Source organism: uncultured Rhodospira sp., assembly GCF_937138205.1.
In the GTDB taxonomy this organism is placed as follows: Bacteria; Pseudomonadota; Alphaproteobacteria; order Rhodospirillales; family Rhodospirillaceae; genus Rhodospira.
Genome location: NZ_CAKZOT010000086.1, coordinates 1 through 20,870, shown reverse-complemented (window position 1 = coordinate 20,870; position 20,870 = coordinate 1). Strand labels below are relative to the sequence as shown.

Here is a 20,870-nt window from a genome sequence, read left to right as displayed (position 1 = left end):
ACGGGCGGCTGGGAGTGGATGTGTTCGGAGTTCACGCACGCCCTCTTCCTTTGGTTGCGGCAGATATCGTCAGGGTCCCATCATCGCGGCGATCACCGCCGCCGCCCGCTCGCTCGGCGGGATGTCGTGCGCGGCCCCGAGCCGCTGGCGCGCGTCGGCGAGATCCCGGCGCTGCTGCGCCGCCGCCGGGTCGTCGCCCAGAAGGGGTGCGACGGCGGCGGCCAGGGCATCCGGCCGGCACTTTTCCTGCAGCAGTTCCGGAACCACCAGGCGATCCATCAGCAGGTTCACGGGGCCGGCGAATCGCAGCGACGTCATCATCCGGAACAGCGTCGCCGAGACCGGGTTGGCGCGGTAGGCGATCACGTGCGGCACGGCGGCCATGGCCAGTTCCAGGCTCACGGTCCCCGACGCCGCCAGCGCCGCCGTGCCGGCGGCGAACGCGTCGTGCCTCTCGGCGCTGCCGCGCACGGCGATGGCCGGGACCGGCCAGTCGCTCAGGGCCGCCGCCACGGTGTCGGCCACGGTCGCCACCGTCGGCACCACCACACGCAGGCCCGGGCGGTCGGCCGCCAGCCGCGCCACGGCGGCCCGGAACACGGGCAGCAGGCGGCGGACCTCCGTGCTGCGGCTGCCGGGCAGGACGATCAGGAGCGGGGCGTCCGCCGGGATACCGTGCCGAGACCGGAACGCCGCGCCATCGCCCGCATCGGCGCCGCTTTCCACCACCGCGTGACCGACGTGGGTGCAGGCCAGCCCCAGCGGGCTGAAATACGCGCACTCGAACGGCCACAGGGTCAGCAGGTGATCAATCCGCTCGGCCACCGCGTGCTTGCGGTTTTCCTTCCACGCCCAGACCATGGGGGCGACGTAGTGGACGCGGGGGATGGTCGAGCCCCGCGCCTTGAGGGCTTTGGCCACGCGCCCGGTGAACCCCCACGAGTCCACTGTGACGACCACCGCCGGGCGCGACGCCTCGATATGGGCCACCGTTTCGGCGATGCGCCGCTTCAGGGCGAGAGCACGCGGCAGCACTTCCAGGAAGCCCATGATGGCCAGTTCGCGTTGATCAATGCGGCTGTCCAGGCCCTGCTCGGCCATGGCCTCGCCGCCGATGCCGGCGAAGCGCAGCCGCCCGTCGAACCGCGCGCGCAGGGCGGCCATCACGCGGGCGGCGAGGATGTCGCCGGACGGCTCGCCGGCGATCAGGTAGACCAGGGGACCGTCGTCGGGCCGGGCGGGCGTGTCGGTCTCGGCGTCTGTCTCGGTATCCAGGCCGATCAGGAACAGGCCCAGCGCGTCGGCGCGGGTCACCATGGCCTCGGGCGCCACCAACAGCGTGTTTCCCGCCTCGTAGGCGATGCCGCGCAGGCCGCTGGCGTGTGCCGCCTCGACCGTGGCCACGCCCAGGGTCGGCAGGTCCGCCCGCGTGTCCTGGCCTGGCTTGCACACCTTGACCAGCACTCCACCCGTGCCGGGCAGGCGCAGCGACCCGCACCGCGCCAGCAACGCATCGGTGCCTTCGGCCGCCTCTACGCCGAGCACCACGCCCTGCTGCACCACCACGGACTGGCCGACGTCGGCGGCGCCCAGCGCGCGGGCGACCGTCTGGCCCCGGCGGATGTCGACCCAGGCCGCGTCGTCCGGCGCGTGCCGGCCCCGCACGCCGGCCGCGCCCGGCCCGTCGTTCAGGATGGCGGGCACGGGATGGACCCGCAGGCCCTCGGCCTCCATCTGCGCCATGACCGCGCGCAACAGGCCGTCGTCGCCCAGCGCGCGCATTCCGACCCGGGCCACGAATCGCGCCGTGTAGGCGTCGGGCCACAGGCTGGTCAGGCTGGGCCGGCGCACGCCACCGGCCAGCACCAGGTCGCGGATGCCGTGTTCGCGCACATAGGCCAAGGCCGAGCCACCCTGGCCGAGCCGAAACGTGACCGTGGGCACGTCCAGGGCCGCGTAGGCGTCGGGGTCGCCGTGATCCTTGATGACGATGACATGCAGGGGCCGCCCCTCGGCGCGGCAGCGTTCGGCGATGCGCACGGGCAGGTCGCCGCGCCCGGCAATCAGGGCCAGGGGAGAGTCCGGGGCGAGGGGGGGCGTCATGGGGGTCGCGCGACGCCGTCAGGCGAGTTCGGTGCCGGGGTGCGCCGGCCGGCACAGGCCCCGGTTGGAGTCGCCGCGCACGAACTCCAGCACCTCCATCACCGGCGCGACGCCGTCGAAGCTGGCCGCGACCTCCTCGGCCTTGTCGGCGATGACGCCGTCGTCCTCGAACAGCATCCGGTAGGCCGACCGCAGCGCCTGGATCTCCTCGCGCGAGAATCCGCGCCGCTTCAGGCCGATCAGGTTCAGGCCGTGCAGCCGCGCGCGGTTGCCCATGACCGAGCCGAACGGGATGACGTCGGTCTCGACGCCGGAGACGCCGCCCACCATGGCGTGCTTGCCGATGCGCACGAACTGGTGCACGGCGCTGCCGCCGCCCAGGATGGCGCAATCGTCAATGTGGATATGGCCGGCCAGCAGGACGTTGTTGGCCAGGATGACGCCGTCGCCGATCTGGCAGTCGTGGGCCACGTGACAGCCGACCATGAACAAGCCGCCGTCGCCGATGCGCGTGACGCCGCCGCCGCCGGCGGTGCCGGGGTTCATGGTGACGTGCTCGCGAATGGTGTTATTGGCGCCGATGATCAGGTCGGTCTGTTCGCCCTTGTACTTCAGATCCTGCGGCGGCAGGCCGAGCGTCGTGAAGGGAAAGACGCGCGTGCCCGGGCCGACGCGGGTGCGGCCGTCGACCACCACGTGGGACAGGAGGGAAACGCCGGCGCCGAGCATGACGTCGGGGCCGACCGTGCAATACGGGCCGACGGTGACGTCTTCGTCCAGGGTCGCGGCGGGGTCGACGATGGCGGTGGGGTGCACCTGGGGCATGAGGCCGGGAGTCCCTTGACGTGATGAGGCAGCGGGGCAGGGCAGCGCGGAGCGCGGGCGGATGATGCCGAGACCGACGATCAGTCGTCGACGATCATGGCCGAGAAGGTGGCATCCGCGACCAGCGTGTCGTTCACCATGGCGCGGCCCGTGAACTTCCAGACGTTGCCGCGATTGCGTTGTTTGTCGACGTGCAGCAGCAACTGGTCGCCGGGCACCACGGGCTTGCGGAATCGCGCCGCGTCCACGCTCATGAAATAGACCAGCTTGCCTTCGGCCTCCGGCCCCAGGGTGGCCACGACCAAAACGCCCGCCGTCTGGGCCATGGCCTCGATGACCAGCACGCCGGGCATCACCGCGCGGTTCGGGAAGTGGCCCTGGAAGTGCGGTTCGTTGTTGGTGACATTTTTGATGCCGGTGGCGCGATCGCCCAGGTGCACGTCGATGATCCGATCCACCATCAGGAACGGATAGCGATGGGGGATCATGTCGCGGATGCGGTCCGCCTCAATGACAAAGCTGTCGTCCTGGATCGTGCCGAAGTCGTCCATCCTGTTCCTGCCTTCCCTAACCCGCCAACCCTCAAGCCATCCCTTGTGGCCGATGTGGCGCCCCCTGAAACGCGGCGGTATTTCCCCGGGTGCGTTTCAGGGGCGCACCACGCGGCCAACAATATCGTGTTGACCGGCCGTGACAAGAGTGTGCGCCGCCACATGCGCGGTTCCGGAGGCCCCGGCCGCGCCGCGCCCGGGGGCTTTCGCGAACTACTGCCCGTCGCCGGCGTCGGAGACGGTGGCGGGGTCGGGGAATTCGACCGACGGCAGGCGCTCGTTGAGGCGGGTCAGGACGTCCTCGGTCATTTCCATGCGCGGATCGAACAGCGGCACCTGGGAGCGATACAGCACCAGATTGATGCCACGTTCCGCCGCCACCTCGTCGGCGACGACGGTGATCATCTGCTGCACCTTCGACAGGGCGAGCGACAGGGCGCGTTCAAGGTTGCGCCGGCGCTCGGCGACGCGCTGTTCGAACTGGGCCACCTTGCCGCGAAAGGCCTGGGCCCTTTGCTGCATTTCGGGGGTGGGGGCCTCGTTCGGGCCGAGTGCCAAGCCGCGCTGTTCTTCGCGCAGGGTCTGTTCCTCGGCGGCGGTTTCCTTGTTGTAGGTCTCCAGGTACTGCTGCCGGCTCTGGTCGACGCCCTGCGCGGCCGTGGAGTCGCGCAGGATGCGCTGCATGTCGATGATGCCGATGGCGGCGTTGGGGAAGGAGTCCTGGGCGCGGGCGGGGCCGGCCGGCAGCGCGGCGGCCAGGACGATCGCGGCAACAAGCGCCGTCAGCCAGGCCGGGCGCGGAAGCAGAACGGAAGACAAGGAAACCATCGTGACCTCGGTCGCAGGGAATGATCAGGTGCGGTGCGGTGGCGGCCGGTGCCCGGATGGAGCGATCCGGACCGGCGCGGCACTCTAAACCGTCACCGGCGGGTTGGGAACCGTGCAGCCGGTGGCCCAGCAATTCTCAGGTTGGTGGGAAAACGCCGGTTGCGGTCGGTGCCGGCCTGTTCTTCTCCCCCCTCCGGCTATCATATTCACACTTCTCCGCCAGCTCGTAGCTCGTAGGGTGCATCTGACCGCCGCGAACGCGGCGGGCGACGCACCGCCTCGCGGCCATCGCGGCCACCTGGTGCGTCGTCGGCGGCGGCGCCGCCTCCAGACGCACCCTACGACGGCTGCGAACAGGACCATGACCCGTCATTGCGAACCCTCGTCGCAAGACGAGGGTGAAGCAATCCAGGGCGAAAAACGCAAGTATCCGCCCTGGATTGCTTCGGCGCTACGCGCCTCGCAATGAAAAACGGAAACAAAGTTGTGTGAATCAGATAGGCTGGCCCACGGCGGGCGGAGGGGATGGATCGGCGTCGAGCCAGGACGCTTCAGCCGTCGCGCGCTACACTCTCGGGTGCGCCGGCTCCCTGCAAGTAGATGCTGAAATCGACCGCCGGCAACGGCCGGCTGACCCAATAGCCCTGGAACAGGGAACATTCGCTCTCGCGCAGGAACTCCATCTGGGCGCGGGATTCGACGCCTTCGGCCACAACCTTGAAGCCCAGGTTCTTGGCCAGCGACACGATGGTCGCGACGATGGCCGCGTCCTTGCTGTCGCGCTCGACGTCGCGCACGAAGGTCTGATCGATCTTCAAGGTGTCGATGGGGAAGGTCTTCAGGTAATTCAGCGACGAATACCCGGTGCCGAAGTCGTCAATGGACAGTGTGACCCCCATGGCCTTGAGCGCGTTCAGCGTCGACACCGCGCGCTCGACGTCGCCCATCATGACGCTTTCGGTGATCTCCAGGTCCAGGCAGCCGGGGGGCATCCCGGTGCTGTCCAGCACATCGCGCACGCTTTCCAGCAGGTGCGAGTCATTGAACTGGCGCACCGACACGTTGACCGAAACGCTGGGCGGCGCGATGCCCTGGCTACGCCATTCCATGAATTGGCGGCAGGCGGCGGCCAGCGTCCAGCGGCCGATGGGGATGATCAGACCCGACTCCTCGGCCAGCGGAATGAACTCGCCCGGTCCGATCAGCCCCAGGCGCGGGTGCCGCCATCGGATCAGGGCCTCGGCGCCGACCACGGTGCGGCCGTCGATGCCAACCTTGGGCTGATAATGCAGTTCCAGTTCATCGCGGTTGATGGCATGGCGCAGGTCGGTCTCCAGGTTCATCAGTTCCACGGAGCGTTGCGCCATGTCGGGCGAGAACGTGAGATAGCGCCGGTCGCCGGAATGCTTGGCGTGATACATGGCGATATCGGCGTTGCGCAGCAGCGTCTCGACCGTGTCCGCCTGGTCCGGGAAGTAGGTGATGCCGATCGACGGCATACAGAACATCTCGGCATCCAGGATGTTGAACGGCTGCGACAGGACCTCGATGATCTTCTCGGCCACCTGACCGCCCACGTCGCCGTCCGCCACCTCGGACAGCACGATGATGAACTCGTCGCCGGCCAGCCGGCCGACGGTATCCGACATCCGGACCACCTGCCGCAGGCGCCGCGCCACCAGCTTCAGAACCTCGTCGCCGGCCGCGTGGCCATAGGAATCGTTGATGTTCTTGAACCGGTCCAGGTCCAGGAACAGCGCGCACACCCGTGTCCCGTCCCTCCGCGCCTTCAGGATGGCCTGCTCCAGGCGGTCCATGATGAGGTAGCGGTTCGGCAGGTGGGTCAGCATGTCGTAGTTGGCCTGGAACCGGATATGCTCCTCGTCGCGCTTGCGCTTGGTGATGTCGGTGCAGGCGGCCACGAAGTGCGTCAGGGCGCCCGAGCGGTCGCGCACCGCCGTCACCGACATCTCCATGGGGAACGGAGGCGCGTTGCGGCGCGGCGCCCAGGCCTCGCCGATCCAGTGACCTTCGCGGTCGACGCGAGCGAGGATCGAGCTTTCGAAATTGGGTTCGTGCAGTTCCGGGGTGGTCAGGCGGGCCGGGCGGCCCAGCAGGTCGGCGGCCTCGTGGCCGGTCATCCGCTGATAGGCCTCGTTCGCGCCCCAGACCAAGCCCTCGCGGTCGATGATGACGATGCCCTCGTGCACGCTGTTGACCACCTTGGCCATCAGGCGCAGGTCGGCGTCGGCCTGCCGACGTTCGGTGATATCCTGGACCGTGCCCTCGAAATACAGGATCTCGTCGTCCTGGCCCCGGACACAGCGGGCGTTCTCGGTGACCCAGATGATCGAGCCGTCCTTGCGGAAGACCTGGGCCTCGAAGTTCTCGACCATGCCCTCGCTGTCGATCAGGTCGATGAACCGGGCGCGCACGTCCGGATCCACGTAGGTCTGGTGGGCGATGTCGGTGCGGCTGGCGATCAACTCCTCCGGAGTTTCATACCCGTAGATGCGCGCCAGCGCCGGGTTGACCGTGACATACCGGCCGTCCAGTGTGGTCTGATAGATGCCTTCGACCGCGTTCTCGAACAGGCCGCGATACCGGGCTTCGCTGTCGCGGAGGGCCTGTGCCATTTCGGCGGCGTGGGTGGCATCGGCCACCGTGACCAGGACCAGCGGCGGGACCGGATCGGATGGGCCAGAGTCCGCCTGGGCGCCGGACTCTAGGGTCGGCAGACGCGTGGCAAGAAAAGTGACGCTAACGGGGTCGTCGCGGTCCAGACGCCGCAGCCGGACCGTGGTCGGCGTGGTGACACTGGCCTCGGGGCCTCGTGGGTTGTCCAGGGCCTGCCGAACGGCCTGACGGTCGTCTTCCAGGAACAGAGCCGGCAAGTCGCGGCCCAGCACTTGATCGGCCTGACGCCCGCTCAGCCGGACGAAGCCCCGGTTCACGAACACGATCGCCTCGTCCCGCACGACGGCCAGTCCCGCGTCCAGATGATCCAGGACAACGCCTTCCGCAATTCCCGGCGGCAGGGGCCGCGCCGAGGGGGGGCCACCGCTCCCGACTCCCTCCCCTGCCGGGCTCAGGACTCGTCTGTCGTTCCGGCGTCGGGACGTCACAGCGGTCTCCTCAAGGACGTGCGGGCCGATCCCAAACCGGCCGACGTTTGCAAGCGCCCTGACCGCTGGACGTCGAAACATCCGGGGCTGGCACAATGGAACGGCGCGAGACGGCCTGATGCGGACAAATTCGCCACTGGTCTACTGATCTGCTGAAATGGGGATGGCCCGGGTTTTCCCGGTTATTTACGAGGGGCGTCGCCAGTTTTTACCAGGGTCCTTTAGCGCGCCCGGAAAATCAATATAATTCATCGTGCTACAACACATTTCGAGATGATGTGTCGGAAATACCGCCCCATCCCATTGAAATAGCGCGACAAAAGAGCGAGACAGAGGGTCCCTGTCAGCCGCGCCCCTGTCCCTGAAGGCTACGCGCGGACCCTGCCATACGCAATTCGAGCAGGACTCAGGATGGGCAGGTGGGACGGCGACACGGCGCGGACCGGTCCCCACACGACCCCCAACCCAGCGCCCGCCACCTGGGCGGGCGCCGCTCAGGCCTTGGCCCAGCGCGCCCGGGCGCCGCGCTCGATCCCGGCCGCCACCAGCCGATCAATGTCCAGACGATGGCGCAGGATTTCCAGCAGCCGCAGTTCCGATTGCACCGCGATGCCGTCAGCCGCGACCACATCGAGCGCCAGCGCATACGCGGTCTCGCGCAGATGCGGCGGCAGACTTTCGCGGATGACCGCGACCGCATCCTCCAGCCCATGCTCGCCGGAGGAGACCAGTTGCATACAGGACTCGACCCGACGCGGCAGGTCTTCGGACTGGAAGCCTTCGAACACGGGCAGCCCGCGGACAATGTCCGCCATCGCCCGCCATTCGACATCCTTCATGTCGTTGTCCACGGCCGAGGCGAGGACCATGGTGTAGACGAGGGCTTCCTGGGCGGACAGGGTCACTTGAACGGTATCCATTCCGGTGGGTCTCACAATAGGGGCGGTCGCCAACATCGGCGTCGATGGATGGAACTCTACTCCCGCCCCGCCATGCCGCTCAAGAAAAACGGCGCGCCCGCCCGGTTCGGCGCGCGACGGCCCGCGAATGCCCCCGGATTGGCCACCGCCGGATTGCGCATTGTCATCGCCGTATCTCCGACCATGTGAGTATGAGATGACCCCTGTCCCTGACCACGGGGACCCAACGGATTGTTCAACGTTTCAGGGAGGACCTTCAATCATGTGCCTTCGTTTCCGCGCCCTCGCGCCGCTCGCCGTGGCGGGCCTGCTGTTCGCCGCCAGCGTCTCCGCGCCCGCCGTGGCCGCCGACGACGGCTTGGTGCGTCTGCAAAGCCCCCATTCGGTCGAGGAAACCATCGCCCGCCTGCAGGAAGCCATCGCCGACAAGGGCATCACCCTGTTCGCCGACATCAACCACGGCGCCAACGCCAGCGCCATGGACCTGACCATGCCGTCCACCCACCTGTTGATCTTCGGCACGCCCAAGATCGGCGCGCCCCTGATGAGCGCCAACCCGGCCATCGGCATCGACCTGCCGGTCAAGGCGGTGGTGTGGGAAGACGCCGACGGCCAGACCTGGCTGGCCTACAACGACCCGGCCTATCTGGCCGAGCGCCATGGTCTGGACGCCGACATGAAACCGTTCAAGGGCATGGCCGCCGCGCTGGAGGGGTTCGCCGCCCACGCGGTCAAGGAGTGACCTGCGGCAATAACTCGGACTCCGAGCGCCGGATCGCCAGCAGGGAGACTCCCGTCCCACGGCGGGCGCGTCCACCCCGTGTTGTCCGGGCGCGCCCGCGACCGGACCCAAACGAAACGCAAAATAGACACATTCAAACTCGATCCTGAGAACCATGGAGGACCATGAGATGGGCAGGCTCGCGCCCGCCCGCGTCGCTCTCCACCTCCGTGCCGCTGCCCACCGCAGGAAGGGTTCGAGCCATGCTGTTGCGTTTCCGCGCGCCCACCGATCCGCGCCCGTCGGAGATCACGCCCGAATCGGTCTATCTCGACCGCCGCCGCCTGATGGCCGGCGCTGGCGCGCTGGCGCTGGCCGGACTGGCGCCCGGCGGGGCCTCTGCCGCCAAACGTGAAGACTACGCGCCGCTGGCCGATGTGGCGGCCAGCCCGCTGTCGACCGACGAGGACGCCAACAGCTTCGAAGAGATCACCACCTACAACAATTTCTACGAGTTCGGGACGCAGAAAGAGGATCCGGCCCGCTACGCCGGGCAGCTCAAGACTTCGCCGTGGGAGATCGAGGTGGGCGGCGAATGTGCCAAGCCGGGCACGCTGGGCGCCGCCGAGTTGATCACCAGCCACCAGTTGGAAGAGCGTATCTACCGCCTGCGCTGCGTCGAGGCGTGGTCGATGGTCATTCCCTGGGTGGGCATTCCGCTGGCCACGGTCCTGAAGCGGTTCGAGCCCACCGGCAACGCCAAGTACGTGGCTTTCGAAACGCTGCATGACCCCACGCAAATGCCGGGACAGCGCCGCAGCGTGCTCGACTGGCCCTACCGCGAGGGCCTGCGCATGGACGAGGCCATGCACCCGCTGACCATCCTGGTCGTCGGGCTGTACGGGCGCGACCTGCCGAATCAGAACGGCGCGCCGGTGCGCCTGATCGTGCCGTGGAAGTACGGCTTCAAGTCCATCAAGTCGATCGTGCGCATCACCTTCACCGAGGCCCAACCGCCCACGAGCTGGAACATGTCGGCGCCATGGGAGTACGGCTTCTACGCCAACGTCAATCCCAACGTCGACCATCCGCGCTGGAGCCAGGCCCGCGAACGCCGCATCGGCGAGTGGGGGCGGCGCGAGACGCTGATGTTCAACGGCTACGCCGACCAGGTGGCCTCGTTGTACGCCGGCATGGACCTGACCAAGCAGTACTAGGGACCCCATGCCTGACACCACGCTCACGGCCCGGGTCCGCGCCGACCGTGCCGGCCCGACGCGCGCCCTCCTGACCCGCGACCGCGTCGAGTGGTGGGCGGTGTTCACGCTGTGTGCCCTGCCGCTGCTGGCCCTGGGCTGGTGGACGGCCACCGGCGCCCTGGGCGTCAACCCGATCGAGACCATCGTCCGCCACCTGGGCGACTGGGCTTTGCGCCTGCTGGTGATCACCCTGGCCCTGACGCCGTTGCGCCACCTGACGCGGACGGCGCGGTTCATCCGCTACCGCCGCATGATCGGGCTGTGGGCGTTCACCTATGCCTGCCTGCACGTGCTGGCCTATGTGGTCATCGACATCGGCCTGCACTGGCCGACGCTGCTGTCCGACCTGACCAAGCGGCCCTATATCATGGTCGGCATGGCGGCGTTCGTCGCCCTCATCCCGCTGGCCGCCACCTCGACCAGCGGCATGATCAAGCGCCTCGGCGGCAAACGCTGGAAGCGACTGCACCGGCTGATCTATCCCGCTGGCGCCCTGGCCGCCGCGCACTATTTCCTGATGGTCAAGGCGGACATCACGGATCCGATGCTGTACATCTCGATCCTGGTGCTGCTCTACGCGGTGCGCCTGGGCCGCTGGCAGGTGGGCAAGAGCGTCTAGACCGGACCACAGCCAGAGGCAATCGGCACACATGGTGGGGTGACCGGAGCCAAGTAAATAAACAAGCTGGAACGGTCGTTTTCAATAATCGGCGGTACCCGTCGCCACGCGGGTGACGACACCCGACACACTGTCTCCAACCACGCCACCGCACCGCCCCGAGTTTGCTTCCGCACGCTTGGCCCGGCACCGTTGGGCGTCTCCCCCACCGCGCACGGAGACGCCCATGCCCTCGGAACGCCGCAATCGGCACGTGCCCCGGCCGCTGGCCGAACGGCCCACGGCCCCCTTCGCCTCGGCCGAGGAGGCCTGGTTCTGGCTGCAACGCGCCCGTCTCAACCGGGCCGAGGGCGCGCGTCTGGACGCTGATCCCCTGGCCGCCGCGCGCCCCTGCGATCCCGATGACATCGTCCGCGCGGTGCGCCGGCTGGCCGCCGCCGATCGTTTGCAACGCCATCACCTGCGCGTGCTGGACCGGCACGGCCGCCGGCTGACGCCGCCCGACGCCCGCCTGCCCGAGGAGGAGACCGACGCCGCCCTGTGGGACGAGGCGCTGGATCGCCTGACGACGCCGCTTCGCGCCAAGGGCATCGTCGCATGATCCTGCCCGGCGACCACGACAACCCGCCGCCGTCCCCCGCCCTGGTGATCTTCACCGACGGAGACGCGCCGCGATGGGTGCGCCTGCTGCGCCCCGGGTTCCGCCACGTTCTCGTGGCGCTGGCGGGGCCGGGTCACTGGGTGGTGATCAACCCGCTGTCGCACCGCGCCACGGTCGACATCGTGCCCGGCGATGACGGGCAAGCGTTGGCCGCCTGGTTCCGCGCCCAGGGGCACACGGTGGTCGAGACCTCCACCCGCCGCCCGCCCCGACGCGAGGCGCCATGGGCGCCCTTGACCTGCGTCGAGGTGGTCAAGCGGCTGCTCGGTCTGCACGCGCGGTGGGTGCTGACGCCCTACGCGCTGTATCAGGCTCTGACCGGCCCGAGAGCAAGAACGGGTTGTTAACGGCGCAATGGTATTGATCCGGACCGGTGGGCTGTCGCGGAGGGCCGATGGGTCCGCGCGCCGATCGCCGGGCAGGGGAGGGGGCAATGGCCAGCACATCGGTTCCGTATCCGATCGTCGACACCAACCAGACCACGACGTACGGCACCAGGGATGCGCTGGCCGAGCCGCCCTCGGAAGGCGAGGCGTTCCACGGCCAGGACGCCCAATACAGCGGCACCCAGCCCAGCTACCAGATCAACGGCGACGGCACCGTCACGGACCTGATCACCGGCCTGATGTGGCAGCAGACGCCCGCGGCCAACGTGTCCTACGCGGCCGCCGTGGACAGGGCGGCGTCGGCGGCGACCGGCGGCTACACCGACTGGCGTCTGCCGACCATCAAGGAGTTGTACTCGTTGATGGATTTCAGCGGGTTCACGGGCGAGAGCGCTGACGCGTCCGACCCCTACCTCGACGACAGCGTGTTCGCGTTCTCGTATGGGGACGAGGCCGCCGGGGAACGGTTCATCGACGCGCAGTACTGGTCCTCGACCGAGTACGTCGGCACCACCATGTGGGGCAGCCCGACGACCTTCGGCGTCAACTTCGCCGACGGGCGCATCAAGGGCTATCCGAACCCATCGAAGCTGGGCGAGGTCCTGTACGTGCGCGGCCCCACCGACTATGGCCAGAATGATTTCGTCGACAACGGGGACGGCACCATCACCGACCGGGCCACCGGTCTGACCTGGCTGCGGGCCGACAGCGGCACGGCCATGAGTTGGGAAGAGGCCCTGGCCTGGGCGGAAACGCTCGTCGCCGGCGGCAGCGGCGACTGGCGCCTGCCGAACGCCAAGGAATTGCAGTCCATCGTCGATTACACCCGCGCCCCCGATCCGACCAATCCGACCGCCGACAACACGGGGCCGGCCATCGACCCGCTGTTCTCGCTGACCAACATCGGCACCGACGTCGAACCCGAGTATCCGTATCTCTGGACATCGACCACCCATGTCGAGGGCGGCGTGGGCTCCAAGGCGGTCTATGTTTCGTTCGGGCGCGCGCTCGGCTGGATGGAAAACCCGCAGACCGGTGCGTACGACCTGCTGGACGTCCACGGGGCCGGCGCCCAGCGCAGCGACTGGAAGGCGGGCGACGCCAGCGCCTATCCGTATGGGCACGGTCCGCAGGGCGATGTCGTGCGCATCGAGAATTTCGCGCTGGCGGTCATGGAGACGCCCGACACCGTCACCGTCACGCTGGACACCGGGGCGCGCGACAGCACGTTCGATATCCATCGCTTCTACAACAGCAAGACCCAAACCCACTTCTTCACAGCCAGCGACGAGGAAGCGGCAAACGTCATCGCCTCGCTGCCGGACTACAGCTATGAAGGCAACGCATTCGATTCGAATGCGTCGGCCGAGGACGGACTGGCCGTGTTTCGGTTCTACAATACTCAGACAGGGACGCATTTCTATACCGCGAGCGAGGCGGAGCGTGACAGCATTCTCGATGCATTGCCCGAGTACACGTATGAAGACATCGCGTACTACGCCCATGCCGAGGACGCGGACGACCGGACGGCTCTGTATCGGTTCTATAATACGGAGACCAAGACGCACTTTTTTACCATCAGCGACGACGAAAAGGCCGACATAGACGCCACGCTACCGCAGTACCTCTATGAGGGCATCGCCTTTTACGTCGAGGCGGCCTGAGCGGCCGCCGCCGCCGATGCGGCCCGGTCGGGTCTGGAGGCGGACGGTTTCGTCGCCGGCCGCCTCGCCCGCCTGTTGCATCACTACATGGGCTGCTCGACCCTCCCCAACCAAACCGTGTTGCCGGAGATCGCGGTGGCGAAGAGTTGTTCCGACGTCTGGCGAAATGGCGCGCCCGCTTAAGAAGAAGGGCGGCCATTTTCTCTGAAAATGGCGCGCCCGGCAGGACTCGAACCTGCAACCATCCGCTTAGAAGGCGGATGCTCTATCCGATTGAGCTACGGGCGCCCGGCGGGGGTGCGGCTCGCCAACCATAACGCGGTTCGGGGCGGATGGTGTAGCCCCAAATCGCCCGGACGCCGCTCTGGTCCGCCGGGCGCGCCCGGGGGCTCGCCCTTGCATGGGCTGTGCGAATGATCCGGTTTCTGTGCGCCCAAACGAAAAAACAGAGGTCGTCCAGGCACATCCTGCCCGCCGCGAACCGACAGAAGGGGGTCGATCCCAGGCACCGCCCCGCGAAAAATGCCTGGCGATGACAAAGAAAGTCCCGCTGGCGCGTGGTCGCTGCGCCGATCCGTTCGACATCACACTTTGGTTGTCTCGCCGTTCGCGTGTTGACCGGACCCCGATGCTATGGATTCGGGGCCGGCGCGGACCGTCACACGATCGCCTCATTCCCGCTTGCCGGGCCGCCCCTGTTTCGACCACACTCCGGCCGCGCCGCGCGACAGAAACAGCGCGGCGCGCAGGTCAGGACACGGCGGGCCTTTCGTCGAGGCCCAGAAGGGGGAGGCGAGATCGCATGGACCGGATCACGGCAACAGGCGGCGAATGGGTGGTCGGCTGCCTGGAACGGTTCGGCGTGCGGCGCGTTTTCGGCGTCCCGGGCGAGAGTTACCTGCCGGTGCTGGACGCCCTGCATGAATCGCCGATCCAGTACATCTGCTGCCGCAACGAGGGCGGGGCCGCGATGGCCGCCGAGGCCCAGGCCAAGCTGACCGGCCAGCCCGGCATTGTCTTCGTGACGCGCGGACCCGGGGCCACCAACGCCGCCGCCGGGCTGCTGGTGGCCCGTCAGGATTCGACGCCGCTGATCTTGTTCGTCGGACAGGTGCCGCGCGGATCGCGCGACCGCGAGGCGTTCCAGGAAATCGACGCGCGCCGCGTCTTCGGCACGCTGACCAAGTGGGCCGCCGAAGTCGACCGCCCCGAGCGGGTGCCGGAGATGATCTCGCGGGCCTTCCATGTCGCCACGGCCGGGCGGCCCGGCCCTGTGGTGCTGGCGCTGCCGGAGGACATGCTGCGCGAGGACGCCACCGCCCTCCGGCTCCCGAAGGGCTTCGCGCCGGTCGAAACCCATCCCGGCGAGCGCGACATTGTCCGTATGGCGGCGCTGGTGGACGGCGCCGAACGCCCCATCGCCATCCTGGGCGGCAGCCGGTGGGATGCCGACGCGGTGGCCGCCTTCACCCGTTTCGCCGAAAGCCGGGCGCTGCCGGTGGCCTGTTCGTTCCGGCGCCAGATGCTGTTCGACAACGCTCATCCCAACTATGCCGGCGATCTGGGCCTGGCGGCCAACCCCGCGTTGGTCAAGCGCGTGCGCGAGGCCGACGTGGTCCTGCTGGTGGGCGGGCGCCTGGGCGACGCCGCGTCCCAGGGCTATACGCTGCTGGACATCCCGGGGCCGCGCCAGACCCTGATTCATGTCCATCCGGACCCGGAGGAACTGGGGCGCGTCTACCGGCCGGCCCTGGCCATCACGGCCACGCCCCGCGCCTTCGCGGCGGCGCTGGACTCGGTGCCGGCGCCCTTGCGCCGGCGCGACGACAAGCTGGTGCGCGCCGCACATCATGCTTATGCCCTGTGGTCGACGCCGCCCCAGGATGGTCCGGGTGCGGTGCAGATGGGCGCCATCATGGCGCATCTGGAAGAGGTGTTGCCGGCCGACGCCATCGTCACCAACGGCGCCGGCAACTTCGCCACATGGGTGCACCGCTTCCACCGCTACCGGCGTTTCGGGTCGCAACTCGCACCAACGTCGGGGTCGATGGGCTACGCCCTGCCGGCGGCCCTGGGCGCCGCCCTGACGTGCCCCGACCGCCTGGTGCTGTGCGTCACGGGCGACGGCGATTTCCAGATGTCGGGCCAGGAGTTCGGCACCCTGGCCCAGGAACGGCTGCCGGTGATCGTGCTGGTGGTCAACAACGGCATGTACGGCACCATCCGGATGCATCAGGAGCGCGCCTATCCGGGTCGCGTCTCCGGCACCGATCTGGTCAATCCCGACTTCGCGGCCCTGGCCCGGGCTTACGGCGCGTTCGGGGAGAGCGTGACCACGACCGAGGCCTTCGCCGGCGCCTTCGCCCGTGCCCGCGAGCACATCCAGAACAACGCCGGTCCGGCCTTGCTGGACATCCAGATCGACCCGGAAGCGATCACGCCGACCCGCACCCTGAGCCAGATCCGCGCCGGCACCCTCCGCGCCTAAGCCCAAGGGCATCACCGCCCGCGCAACAGATCCGCCGCCGGACATCAAAAATGCGCTGCCCCCCTGGGCAACTCCGTGACCGTTGAGTACGATGCAAGGCAATCTGGCGCGTCCGCCTTTTCGCCCTGGGGCCTCATGATCCGTTGGCGTCGATCGTCATCCGCTGCAACTGCCGCCGCGCCCGCCGGGTCGACCCGGGAACGCCCGGGCATGGTCCGGTCCCTGGCGGTGCGGCTGTTCGTGGCCTTCGCCCTGGCCTTCCTGACGCTGTATGCCTACTGGGGCATCAATCTGTACCGCTCCATGGACGCCCAGATCCATCAGCGCGCCGAAACCCTGATGGAGGAACGCCGGACCTACATCCGCGCGCTGGTCGAATCCGCCGTCAATGCGGCCGAGCACCATCGCCGCACGATTGAGGCCCGGCTGCGGCGCGTTATCCGCGAGCGGGTCAAGCGGGCGCTGGACGTGGCCGAAAACATCTGGCGCAACCGCGCCCCGGACGCCACGGAGGCGGACGTCCGGGCCGCCATTCGCGAGGCTCTTCGCCCTTTGCGGTTCGACGGCGGTCGCGGCTATTTCTATGTTTTCGACATGGAGACCGGCGAGGGCATCCTGCACGCGGCCATGCCGGAACTGGAAGGCACCGACCTGCGCGACGTGCGCGATCCCGATGGGCGCCCCATCGTGCCGCGCATGATCGACATGCTGAGGGAGAAGCGCGAAGGGTACTACACGTACTTCTGGAGCCACCCCAACAAGCCCGGGGAGCGCCACCTCAAGGTCGCGTACTCCGCCCTCTTCGAGCCCCTGGGGTGGGGCATTGCCTGCGGCGACTACGTCGACGACATGACCGCCGACATCAAGGCCGAGACCCTGGCCCAGCTTGAGGCCATCCACTTCGGCAACGACGGCTACATCTTCGCTGGCACCTGGGACGGCCGCAGCCTGCTCGGCCCGGCACAAGGCCAGACCGTCTGGGCGGTCGAGGACCCCAACGGCGTCAAGGTGGTGCAGCACCTGGCCGCCGCCGCCCGCGCCGGCGGCGGGTTCGTCTCGTACGTCGTTCCGATCACCGACGAAGACCTCGAGCCGCAGCACAAACTCAGCTACGTCCTGCCGGTGCCCGAATGGGAGTGGTATGTCGGCGCGGGTGTGTCCATCGACGACATCAACGCCTCGATCGCCGAGATCGGCGCCGTCATGCGCCGCGATGCGCTCAACGACCTGATCCTGGGCACCGCCCTGATGGCGCTGATGGCGGCCGCCAGTTACCTCATTGCCCTGCAAAGCGCCCGGCGTGTGGGGGCCGAGGTCCGGCGCCTCGAAACCTTCCTGGAGGATGACGGGCGCCACCCGGAGGTTCTGAACCCCGACGACGCGCGGTTCGGCGAAAGCCGCCGCCTGGCCATCGCCGTGCGGGCCATGGCCGCCCGCCGCGACGCCGCCGAGGCCGCCCTGGAACGCCAGACGGAAAGCCTGGAGAAATCGAACGCCGACCTGGAGCGCTTCGCCTACGTGGCGTCACATGATCTGCGCGAACCGTTGCGCATCATCTCCAGCTACGTGGGGCTGCTGCGGCGCCGCTACCGGGGCCGGCTGGACGCCGACGCCGATACCTTCATCGACTACGCCGCCGACGGCGCCCAGCGGATGCACGACATGATCGGCGACCTGCTGGAATACGCCCGCGTCAAGACCTCCGACACGCCGTTCGCCACCGTTCCGCTGGACCGGGTTCTGGATCAGGCCCGGTCCAACCTGACCCGGCGCATCCGCGAGATCGATGCCATGGTCGAAATCCCGGACGGCCTGCCCAGCGTGCGCGGCAAGGAGTCCCTGCTCGTCAGCCTGTTCCAGAACCTGCTGGAAAACGCCCTCAAGTACCGCCACCCGGACCGCCGCCCGCAGGTGCGGGTCTCCAGCCGGATCGAGGCGGAGGCGTGCGTGATGTCGGTCACCGACAACGGCCTGGGCATCGACCCGGCGTTCCACGACCGCATTTTCCGGATCTTCCAGCGCCTGCACCCGGGCGGCACCTATCCCGGCACCGGTGTCGGACTGAGCATCTGCCAGAGCATCGCCGAAACCCACGACGGGCGCATCTGGGTCGACTCGGAGCCGGACATTGGCAGCGCCTTCCACGTCTCGCTGCCCCTGGCCACACAGGGCTCGGCGGGGAACGGCGAGGCAGTCACGCGCTGAACGGGACGGGCGTCATCGCCATCGATCGCACCCTTGGTCGCACCGGAGCGGCTGGCGAAGGGAGTGTCGCGCCTCACCGCATGGAGCGGCGCAGGCGCGTGACCGCCTCCAGCGCGCCGCGCATCATCTGTGGGCTGCGCACCAGGCAGTAGTGCCCGCGCGCCTGACGCTGGCGGCAGATGGATTGCGCCTGGCCCTGCGACAGGCTGGTCACATAGGCATGGTGGCGGATCATGCCGCCGGTGCCGACGGGCGCGGTCATGGGCTTGCCGCCGTGGCGCCGGGCGGCGTTGGCGGCGAGCCCCCGGGCGTAGCCCCGGCTGGGATAGGCTCCCAGGGTGATGGCCCATCCGCCCGCGTACAGGCCGCCGCACCCCTCGACGTCGGGCGGCGGCACGGCGCGCAGCGGGCGCGGCGTGGTCAGCCCGGCCAGCGTCGGCAGGGCGGCGTCGGGCGCCTCCGCCTCGGTCAGCCGCGCGAAGGCGGTGTCCATCAGGCCGGTGATGGTGGACAGGCGCTCGGCGCTGGAGGCCGCGCCCATGACCACGGCGATCACCCGATGCCCGTCGCGCAGCGCCGTGCCGGCCAGATTGTAGCCGGCGGCGCAGGTGAACCCCGTCTTCAGGCCGTCGGCGCCGCCGTAACGGGCGAGCAAGGGGTTGTAGGTGGGCAGTGCCCGGCCGCCGTGACGAACCGTGGTGGTGGCGAACAGCGGGAAGCGGTCCGCGTGATCGCGCCACAGCGCCCGCGCCAGCCGCGCCATGTCGCGCGCCGTGGTCACGTGGGCATCGTCGGGCAGGCCGGAGGCATTGCGGAAGGTGGTCCGCGTCATGCCCAGCTCCTCGCGCGCGACGCGGGTCATCTCCAGGGCGAACAGCGGCTCGGTGCCGGCCAGGGCCTCGGCCACCGCCACCGCCACGTCGTTGGACGAGCGGGCGATCAGCGCCGGGATGGCCTCGGCCACGGTGATCGAACTCCCCGGCGGCAGGCCCAGCTTGACCGGATTGGCCGCCGCCGCCTCGGCCGACACCGGGATCTCGGTCTCCGGCGTGAGGGTGCCCGCGTCCAGGGCGCGGAACAGCATCAGCACCGTCATCATCTTGGTCAATGAGGCCGGATAGCGCAGGTGATTGGGCTTGCGGGCGTCCAGCACCCGGCCGCTGGCCGCGTCGATGACCACATGCGCGCCGCGGTCCTCGAACGCCTTCGCCGGCGCGCCGGCGAGCATGAGGATCGCCAGAAGGACCAGAGCGGCCCCCACGCGGAGCAGGCGCCTGCGAGTGCCCAAGATCGCCCGTGTCATGGGGACTCCTGTTCGCGTGCGGTGGCCAGTCCGGCCAGGGGATGGTGCTCGGTCACCAGGGCGCGAAGGCGCGCATCCAGAACATGGGTATAGATCTGCGTGGTGGAAATGTCGGCGTGGCCCAGCATGGCCTGCACGCCGCGCAGATCGGCCCCATGCGCCAGCAGATGGGTGGCGAAGGAGTGGCGCAACACGTGCGGGCTCAGGCGTCCCGGCGGCAGTCCGGCGCGCACCGCCAGCTCGGTCAGCATCTTGGAAAAGCCGTCGCGGGTCAGGTGGCCGGCCGCCGCGCGGGACGGGAACAGGAACCGCTGGCCGGCGCGCCGCGCCGCGCCCTTCGGCGCCAGGAACGACTCGCGCACCGGCAGGTAGGCCTTGACCGCGTCTCGCGCCGGCGCGCCGATGGGCACCACGCGGTCCTTGTCGCCCTTGCCGCGGACCAGCAGAACGTCGGGATCGCGCGCCACGGCGGCCAGCGGCAGGGCCACCAATTCCGACACCCGCAGTCCGGCGGCATAGACCAGTTCCAGCAGCGCCGAGGCGCGCAGCCCGCGCGGCCCGGCCCAGGCACGGGCGGCATCGAGCAGGCGGTCAACCTCCGCCTCGTCGAGCATCTTCGGCAGCGGCCGGTCCAGGCGCGGCGCGTCCAGGATATCGGCGGGATCGTCGGGGCGACGGCCCTCGGCGGCCAGAAAGGCGTAGAACTGGCGCAGCGCCGCCCGCCGCCGCGCCGCCGTGCGCGGCGCCATGCCGCGCGCCGCCTGATCCTGAAGAAACGCCCGCAGGTCGTCGGTGGAGGCCCGGTCGATCGCCGTCCCGCCCAGGAAGTCGCCCAGCAGCGCCAAGTCACGCCGGTAGGCGTCCAGGGTGTGCGGCGAGGCCCCGCGATCGACGGCCATCATCTCCAGAAAGGTCTCGACATGCCGCGACATGAGAGCGGGCTCCGTGACGCTGGGGTCGACAGGATCCACAAGACAGGATTCCCCACGCGGCTGTCCAGGGTCTGTCCAGGGCCTGGGCGGGGTTTTCGGTGCCGCTGTGGCCTTCGCGGACCTTGCCGGAGGCCAGGAGGCATATGATACCAATGGTCTTCTCGCATGACGGCGGGCCGGGGTCGCCCGGCCCGCGCAGACTGGGATCAAGGGACGGGAGGCAATCACATGGCGCGCGGGTCCGGATGGGCGGCCTCGGTCAGGAACGACCCGGCGGCCA

The 20,870-nt window shown here is 68.9% G+C and carries 16 protein-coding genes and 1 tRNA gene; 8 read left to right on the top strand and 9 right to left on the bottom strand.

The window, feature by feature from the left end:
• Nucleotides 1-69: 69 nt before the first annotated feature.
• From lpxB to Q0309_RS12185, 6 genes are all read right to left on the bottom strand, one after another.
• Nucleotides 70-2,103 (bottom strand): lipid-A-disaccharide synthase, encoded by a 2,034-nt coding sequence (lpxB, locus tag Q0309_RS18635; protein WP_366940610.1) that lies wholly within the window; start codon nt 2,101-2,103, stop codon nt 70-72.
• Between the two features lie 18 nt (nt 2,104-2,121).
• Nucleotides 2,122-2,928 (bottom strand): acyl-ACP--UDP-N-acetylglucosamine O-acyltransferase, encoded by an 807-nt coding sequence (gene lpxA, locus Q0309_RS12205; protein WP_299441222.1) that lies wholly within the window; start codon nt 2,926-2,928, stop codon nt 2,122-2,124.
• An 80-nt stretch (nt 2,929-3,008) separates the two neighbouring features.
• Complete coding sequence (gene fabZ, locus Q0309_RS12200; protein WP_299441220.1) at nt 3,009-3,479, bottom strand: 3-hydroxyacyl-ACP dehydratase FabZ; 471 nt, start codon at nt 3,477-3,479, stop codon at nt 3,009-3,011.
• Nucleotides 3,480-3,692: 213 nt separating this feature from the next.
• Nucleotides 3,693-4,307 (bottom strand): OmpH family outer membrane protein, encoded by a 615-nt coding sequence (locus Q0309_RS12195; RefSeq protein ID WP_299441217.1) that lies wholly within the window; start codon nt 4,305-4,307, stop codon nt 3,693-3,695.
• A 551-nt stretch (nt 4,308-4,858) separates the two neighbouring features.
• Nucleotides 4,859-7,285, bottom strand: a complete 2,427-nt coding sequence (locus tag Q0309_RS12190; protein WP_299441214.1) for an EAL domain-containing protein — start codon at nt 7,283-7,285, stop codon at nt 4,859-4,861.
• Between the two features lie 641 nt (nt 7,286-7,926).
• Nucleotides 7,927-8,352: a tellurite resistance TerB family protein gene (locus Q0309_RS12185; RefSeq protein WP_299441211.1), complete on the bottom strand. Its 426-nt coding sequence runs from the start codon at nt 8,350-8,352 to the stop codon at nt 7,927-7,929.
• Between the two features lie 262 nt (nt 8,353-8,614).
• Here Q0309_RS12185 and Q0309_RS12180 point away from each other — a divergent pair, with 262 nt between their 5' ends.
• The 6 genes from Q0309_RS12180 to Q0309_RS12155 all read left to right on the top strand — a co-directional run bounded on the left by Q0309_RS12180 (nt 8,615) and on the right by Q0309_RS12155 (nt 13,662).
• On the top strand, nt 8,615-9,094 hold the full coding sequence (locus Q0309_RS12180; protein WP_299441208.1) for a DUF302 domain-containing protein: 480 nt from the start codon (nt 8,615-8,617) through the stop codon (nt 9,092-9,094).
• A gap of 242 nt (nt 9,095-9,336) precedes the next feature.
• A complete protein-coding gene (gene msrP / locus Q0309_RS12175; RefSeq protein ID WP_299441205.1) occupies nt 9,337-10,290 on the top strand; it encodes a protein-methionine-sulfoxide reductase catalytic subunit MsrP in 954 nt (317 codons plus the stop codon).
• Between the two features lie 7 nt (nt 10,291-10,297).
• A complete protein-coding gene (locus Q0309_RS12170; RefSeq protein ID WP_299441202.1) occupies nt 10,298-10,951 on the top strand; it encodes a sulfite oxidase heme-binding subunit YedZ in 654 nt (217 codons plus the stop codon).
• A gap of 226 nt (nt 10,952-11,177) precedes the next feature.
• Nucleotides 11,178-11,552 (top strand): hypothetical protein, encoded by a 375-nt coding sequence (locus Q0309_RS12165; RefSeq protein WP_299441199.1) that lies wholly within the window; start codon nt 11,178-11,180, stop codon nt 11,550-11,552.
• Nucleotides 11,549-11,959: a hypothetical protein gene (locus Q0309_RS12160; RefSeq protein WP_299441197.1), complete on the top strand. Its 411-nt coding sequence runs from the start codon at nt 11,549-11,551 to the stop codon at nt 11,957-11,959. The genes Q0309_RS12165 and Q0309_RS12160 overlap by 4 nt, the downstream gene beginning before the upstream one ends.
• A gap of 86 nt (nt 11,960-12,045) precedes the next feature.
• A complete protein-coding gene (locus Q0309_RS12155) occupies nt 12,046-13,662 on the top strand; it encodes a DUF1566 domain-containing protein (RefSeq protein ID WP_299441193.1) in 1,617 nt (538 codons plus the stop codon).
• Between the two features lie 211 nt (nt 13,663-13,873).
• On the opposite strand, the gene Q0309_RS12150 is transcribed toward Q0309_RS12155, so the two are convergent.
• Nucleotides 13,874-13,950 (bottom strand) — tRNA-Arg (locus Q0309_RS12150).
• Nucleotides 13,951-14,464: 514 nt separating this feature from the next.
• Between Q0309_RS12150 and Q0309_RS12145 the strand changes: the two genes are divergently transcribed.
• Nucleotides 14,465-16,150: a thiamine pyrophosphate-binding protein gene (locus Q0309_RS12145; RefSeq protein ID WP_299441190.1), complete on the top strand. Its 1,686-nt coding sequence runs from the start codon at nt 14,465-14,467 to the stop codon at nt 16,148-16,150.
• A gap of 210 nt (nt 16,151-16,360) precedes the next feature.
• Nucleotides 16,361-18,355, top strand: a complete 1,995-nt coding sequence (locus Q0309_RS12140) for a cache domain-containing protein (protein WP_299441187.1) — start codon at nt 16,361-16,363, stop codon at nt 18,353-18,355.
• Nucleotides 18,356-18,428: 73 nt separating this feature from the next.
• Here the strand turns inward: Q0309_RS12140 and Q0309_RS12135 are convergent, their stop codons facing one another.
• Nucleotides 18,429-19,658 (bottom strand): D-alanyl-D-alanine carboxypeptidase family protein, encoded by a 1,230-nt coding sequence (locus tag Q0309_RS12135; protein WP_299441184.1) that lies wholly within the window; start codon nt 19,656-19,658, stop codon nt 18,429-18,431.
• Nucleotides 19,655-20,590, bottom strand: coding sequence for a tyrosine recombinase (locus Q0309_RS12130; protein ID WP_299441181.1), 936 nt, complete (start codon nt 20,588-20,590; stop codon nt 19,655-19,657). The genes Q0309_RS12135 and Q0309_RS12130 overlap by 4 nt, the downstream gene beginning before the upstream one ends.
• Nucleotides 20,591-20,870 lie beyond the last annotated feature (280 nt).

Coding starts and splice junctions, on each gene's coding strand:
- lpxB (WP_366940610.1), bottom strand. CDS start 2,103: ATGACGCCCCCCCTCGCCCCGGACTCTCCCCTGGCCCTGATTGCCGGG.
- lpxA (WP_299441222.1), bottom strand. CDS start 2,928: ATGCCCCAGGTGCACCCCACCGCCATCGTCGACCCCGCCGCGACCCTG.
- fabZ (WP_299441220.1), bottom strand. CDS start 3,479: ATGGACGACTTCGGCACGATCCAGGACGACAGCTTTGTCATTGAGGCG.
- Q0309_RS12195 (WP_299441217.1), bottom strand. CDS start 4,307: ATGGTTTCCTTGTCTTCCGTTCTGCTTCCGCGCCCGGCCTGGCTGACG.
- Q0309_RS12185 (WP_299441211.1), bottom strand. CDS start 8,352: ATGGATACCGTTCAAGTGACCCTGTCCGCCCAGGAAGCCCTCGTCTAC.
- Q0309_RS12180 (WP_299441208.1), top strand. CDS start 8,615: ATGTGCCTTCGTTTCCGCGCCCTCGCGCCGCTCGCCGTGGCGGGCCTG.
- msrP (WP_299441205.1), top strand. CDS start 9,337: ATGCTGTTGCGTTTCCGCGCGCCCACCGATCCGCGCCCGTCGGAGATC.
- Q0309_RS12170 (WP_299441202.1), top strand. CDS start 10,298: ATGCCTGACACCACGCTCACGGCCCGGGTCCGCGCCGACCGTGCCGGC.
- Q0309_RS12165 (WP_299441199.1), top strand. CDS start 11,178: ATGCCCTCGGAACGCCGCAATCGGCACGTGCCCCGGCCGCTGGCCGAA.
- Q0309_RS12160 (WP_299441197.1), top strand. CDS start 11,549: ATGATCCTGCCCGGCGACCACGACAACCCGCCGCCGTCCCCCGCCCTG.
- Q0309_RS12155 (WP_299441193.1), top strand. CDS start 12,046: ATGGCCAGCACATCGGTTCCGTATCCGATCGTCGACACCAACCAGACC.
- Q0309_RS12145 (WP_299441190.1), top strand. CDS start 14,465: ATGGACCGGATCACGGCAACAGGCGGCGAATGGGTGGTCGGCTGCCTG.
- Q0309_RS12140 (WP_299441187.1), top strand. CDS start 16,361: ATGGTCCGGTCCCTGGCGGTGCGGCTGTTCGTGGCCTTCGCCCTGGCC.
- Q0309_RS12135 (WP_299441184.1), bottom strand. CDS start 19,658: ATGACACGGGCGATCTTGGGCACTCGCAGGCGCCTGCTCCGCGTGGGG.
- Q0309_RS12130 (WP_299441181.1), bottom strand. CDS start 20,590: ATGTCGCGGCATGTCGAGACCTTTCTGGAGATGATGGCCGTCGATCGC.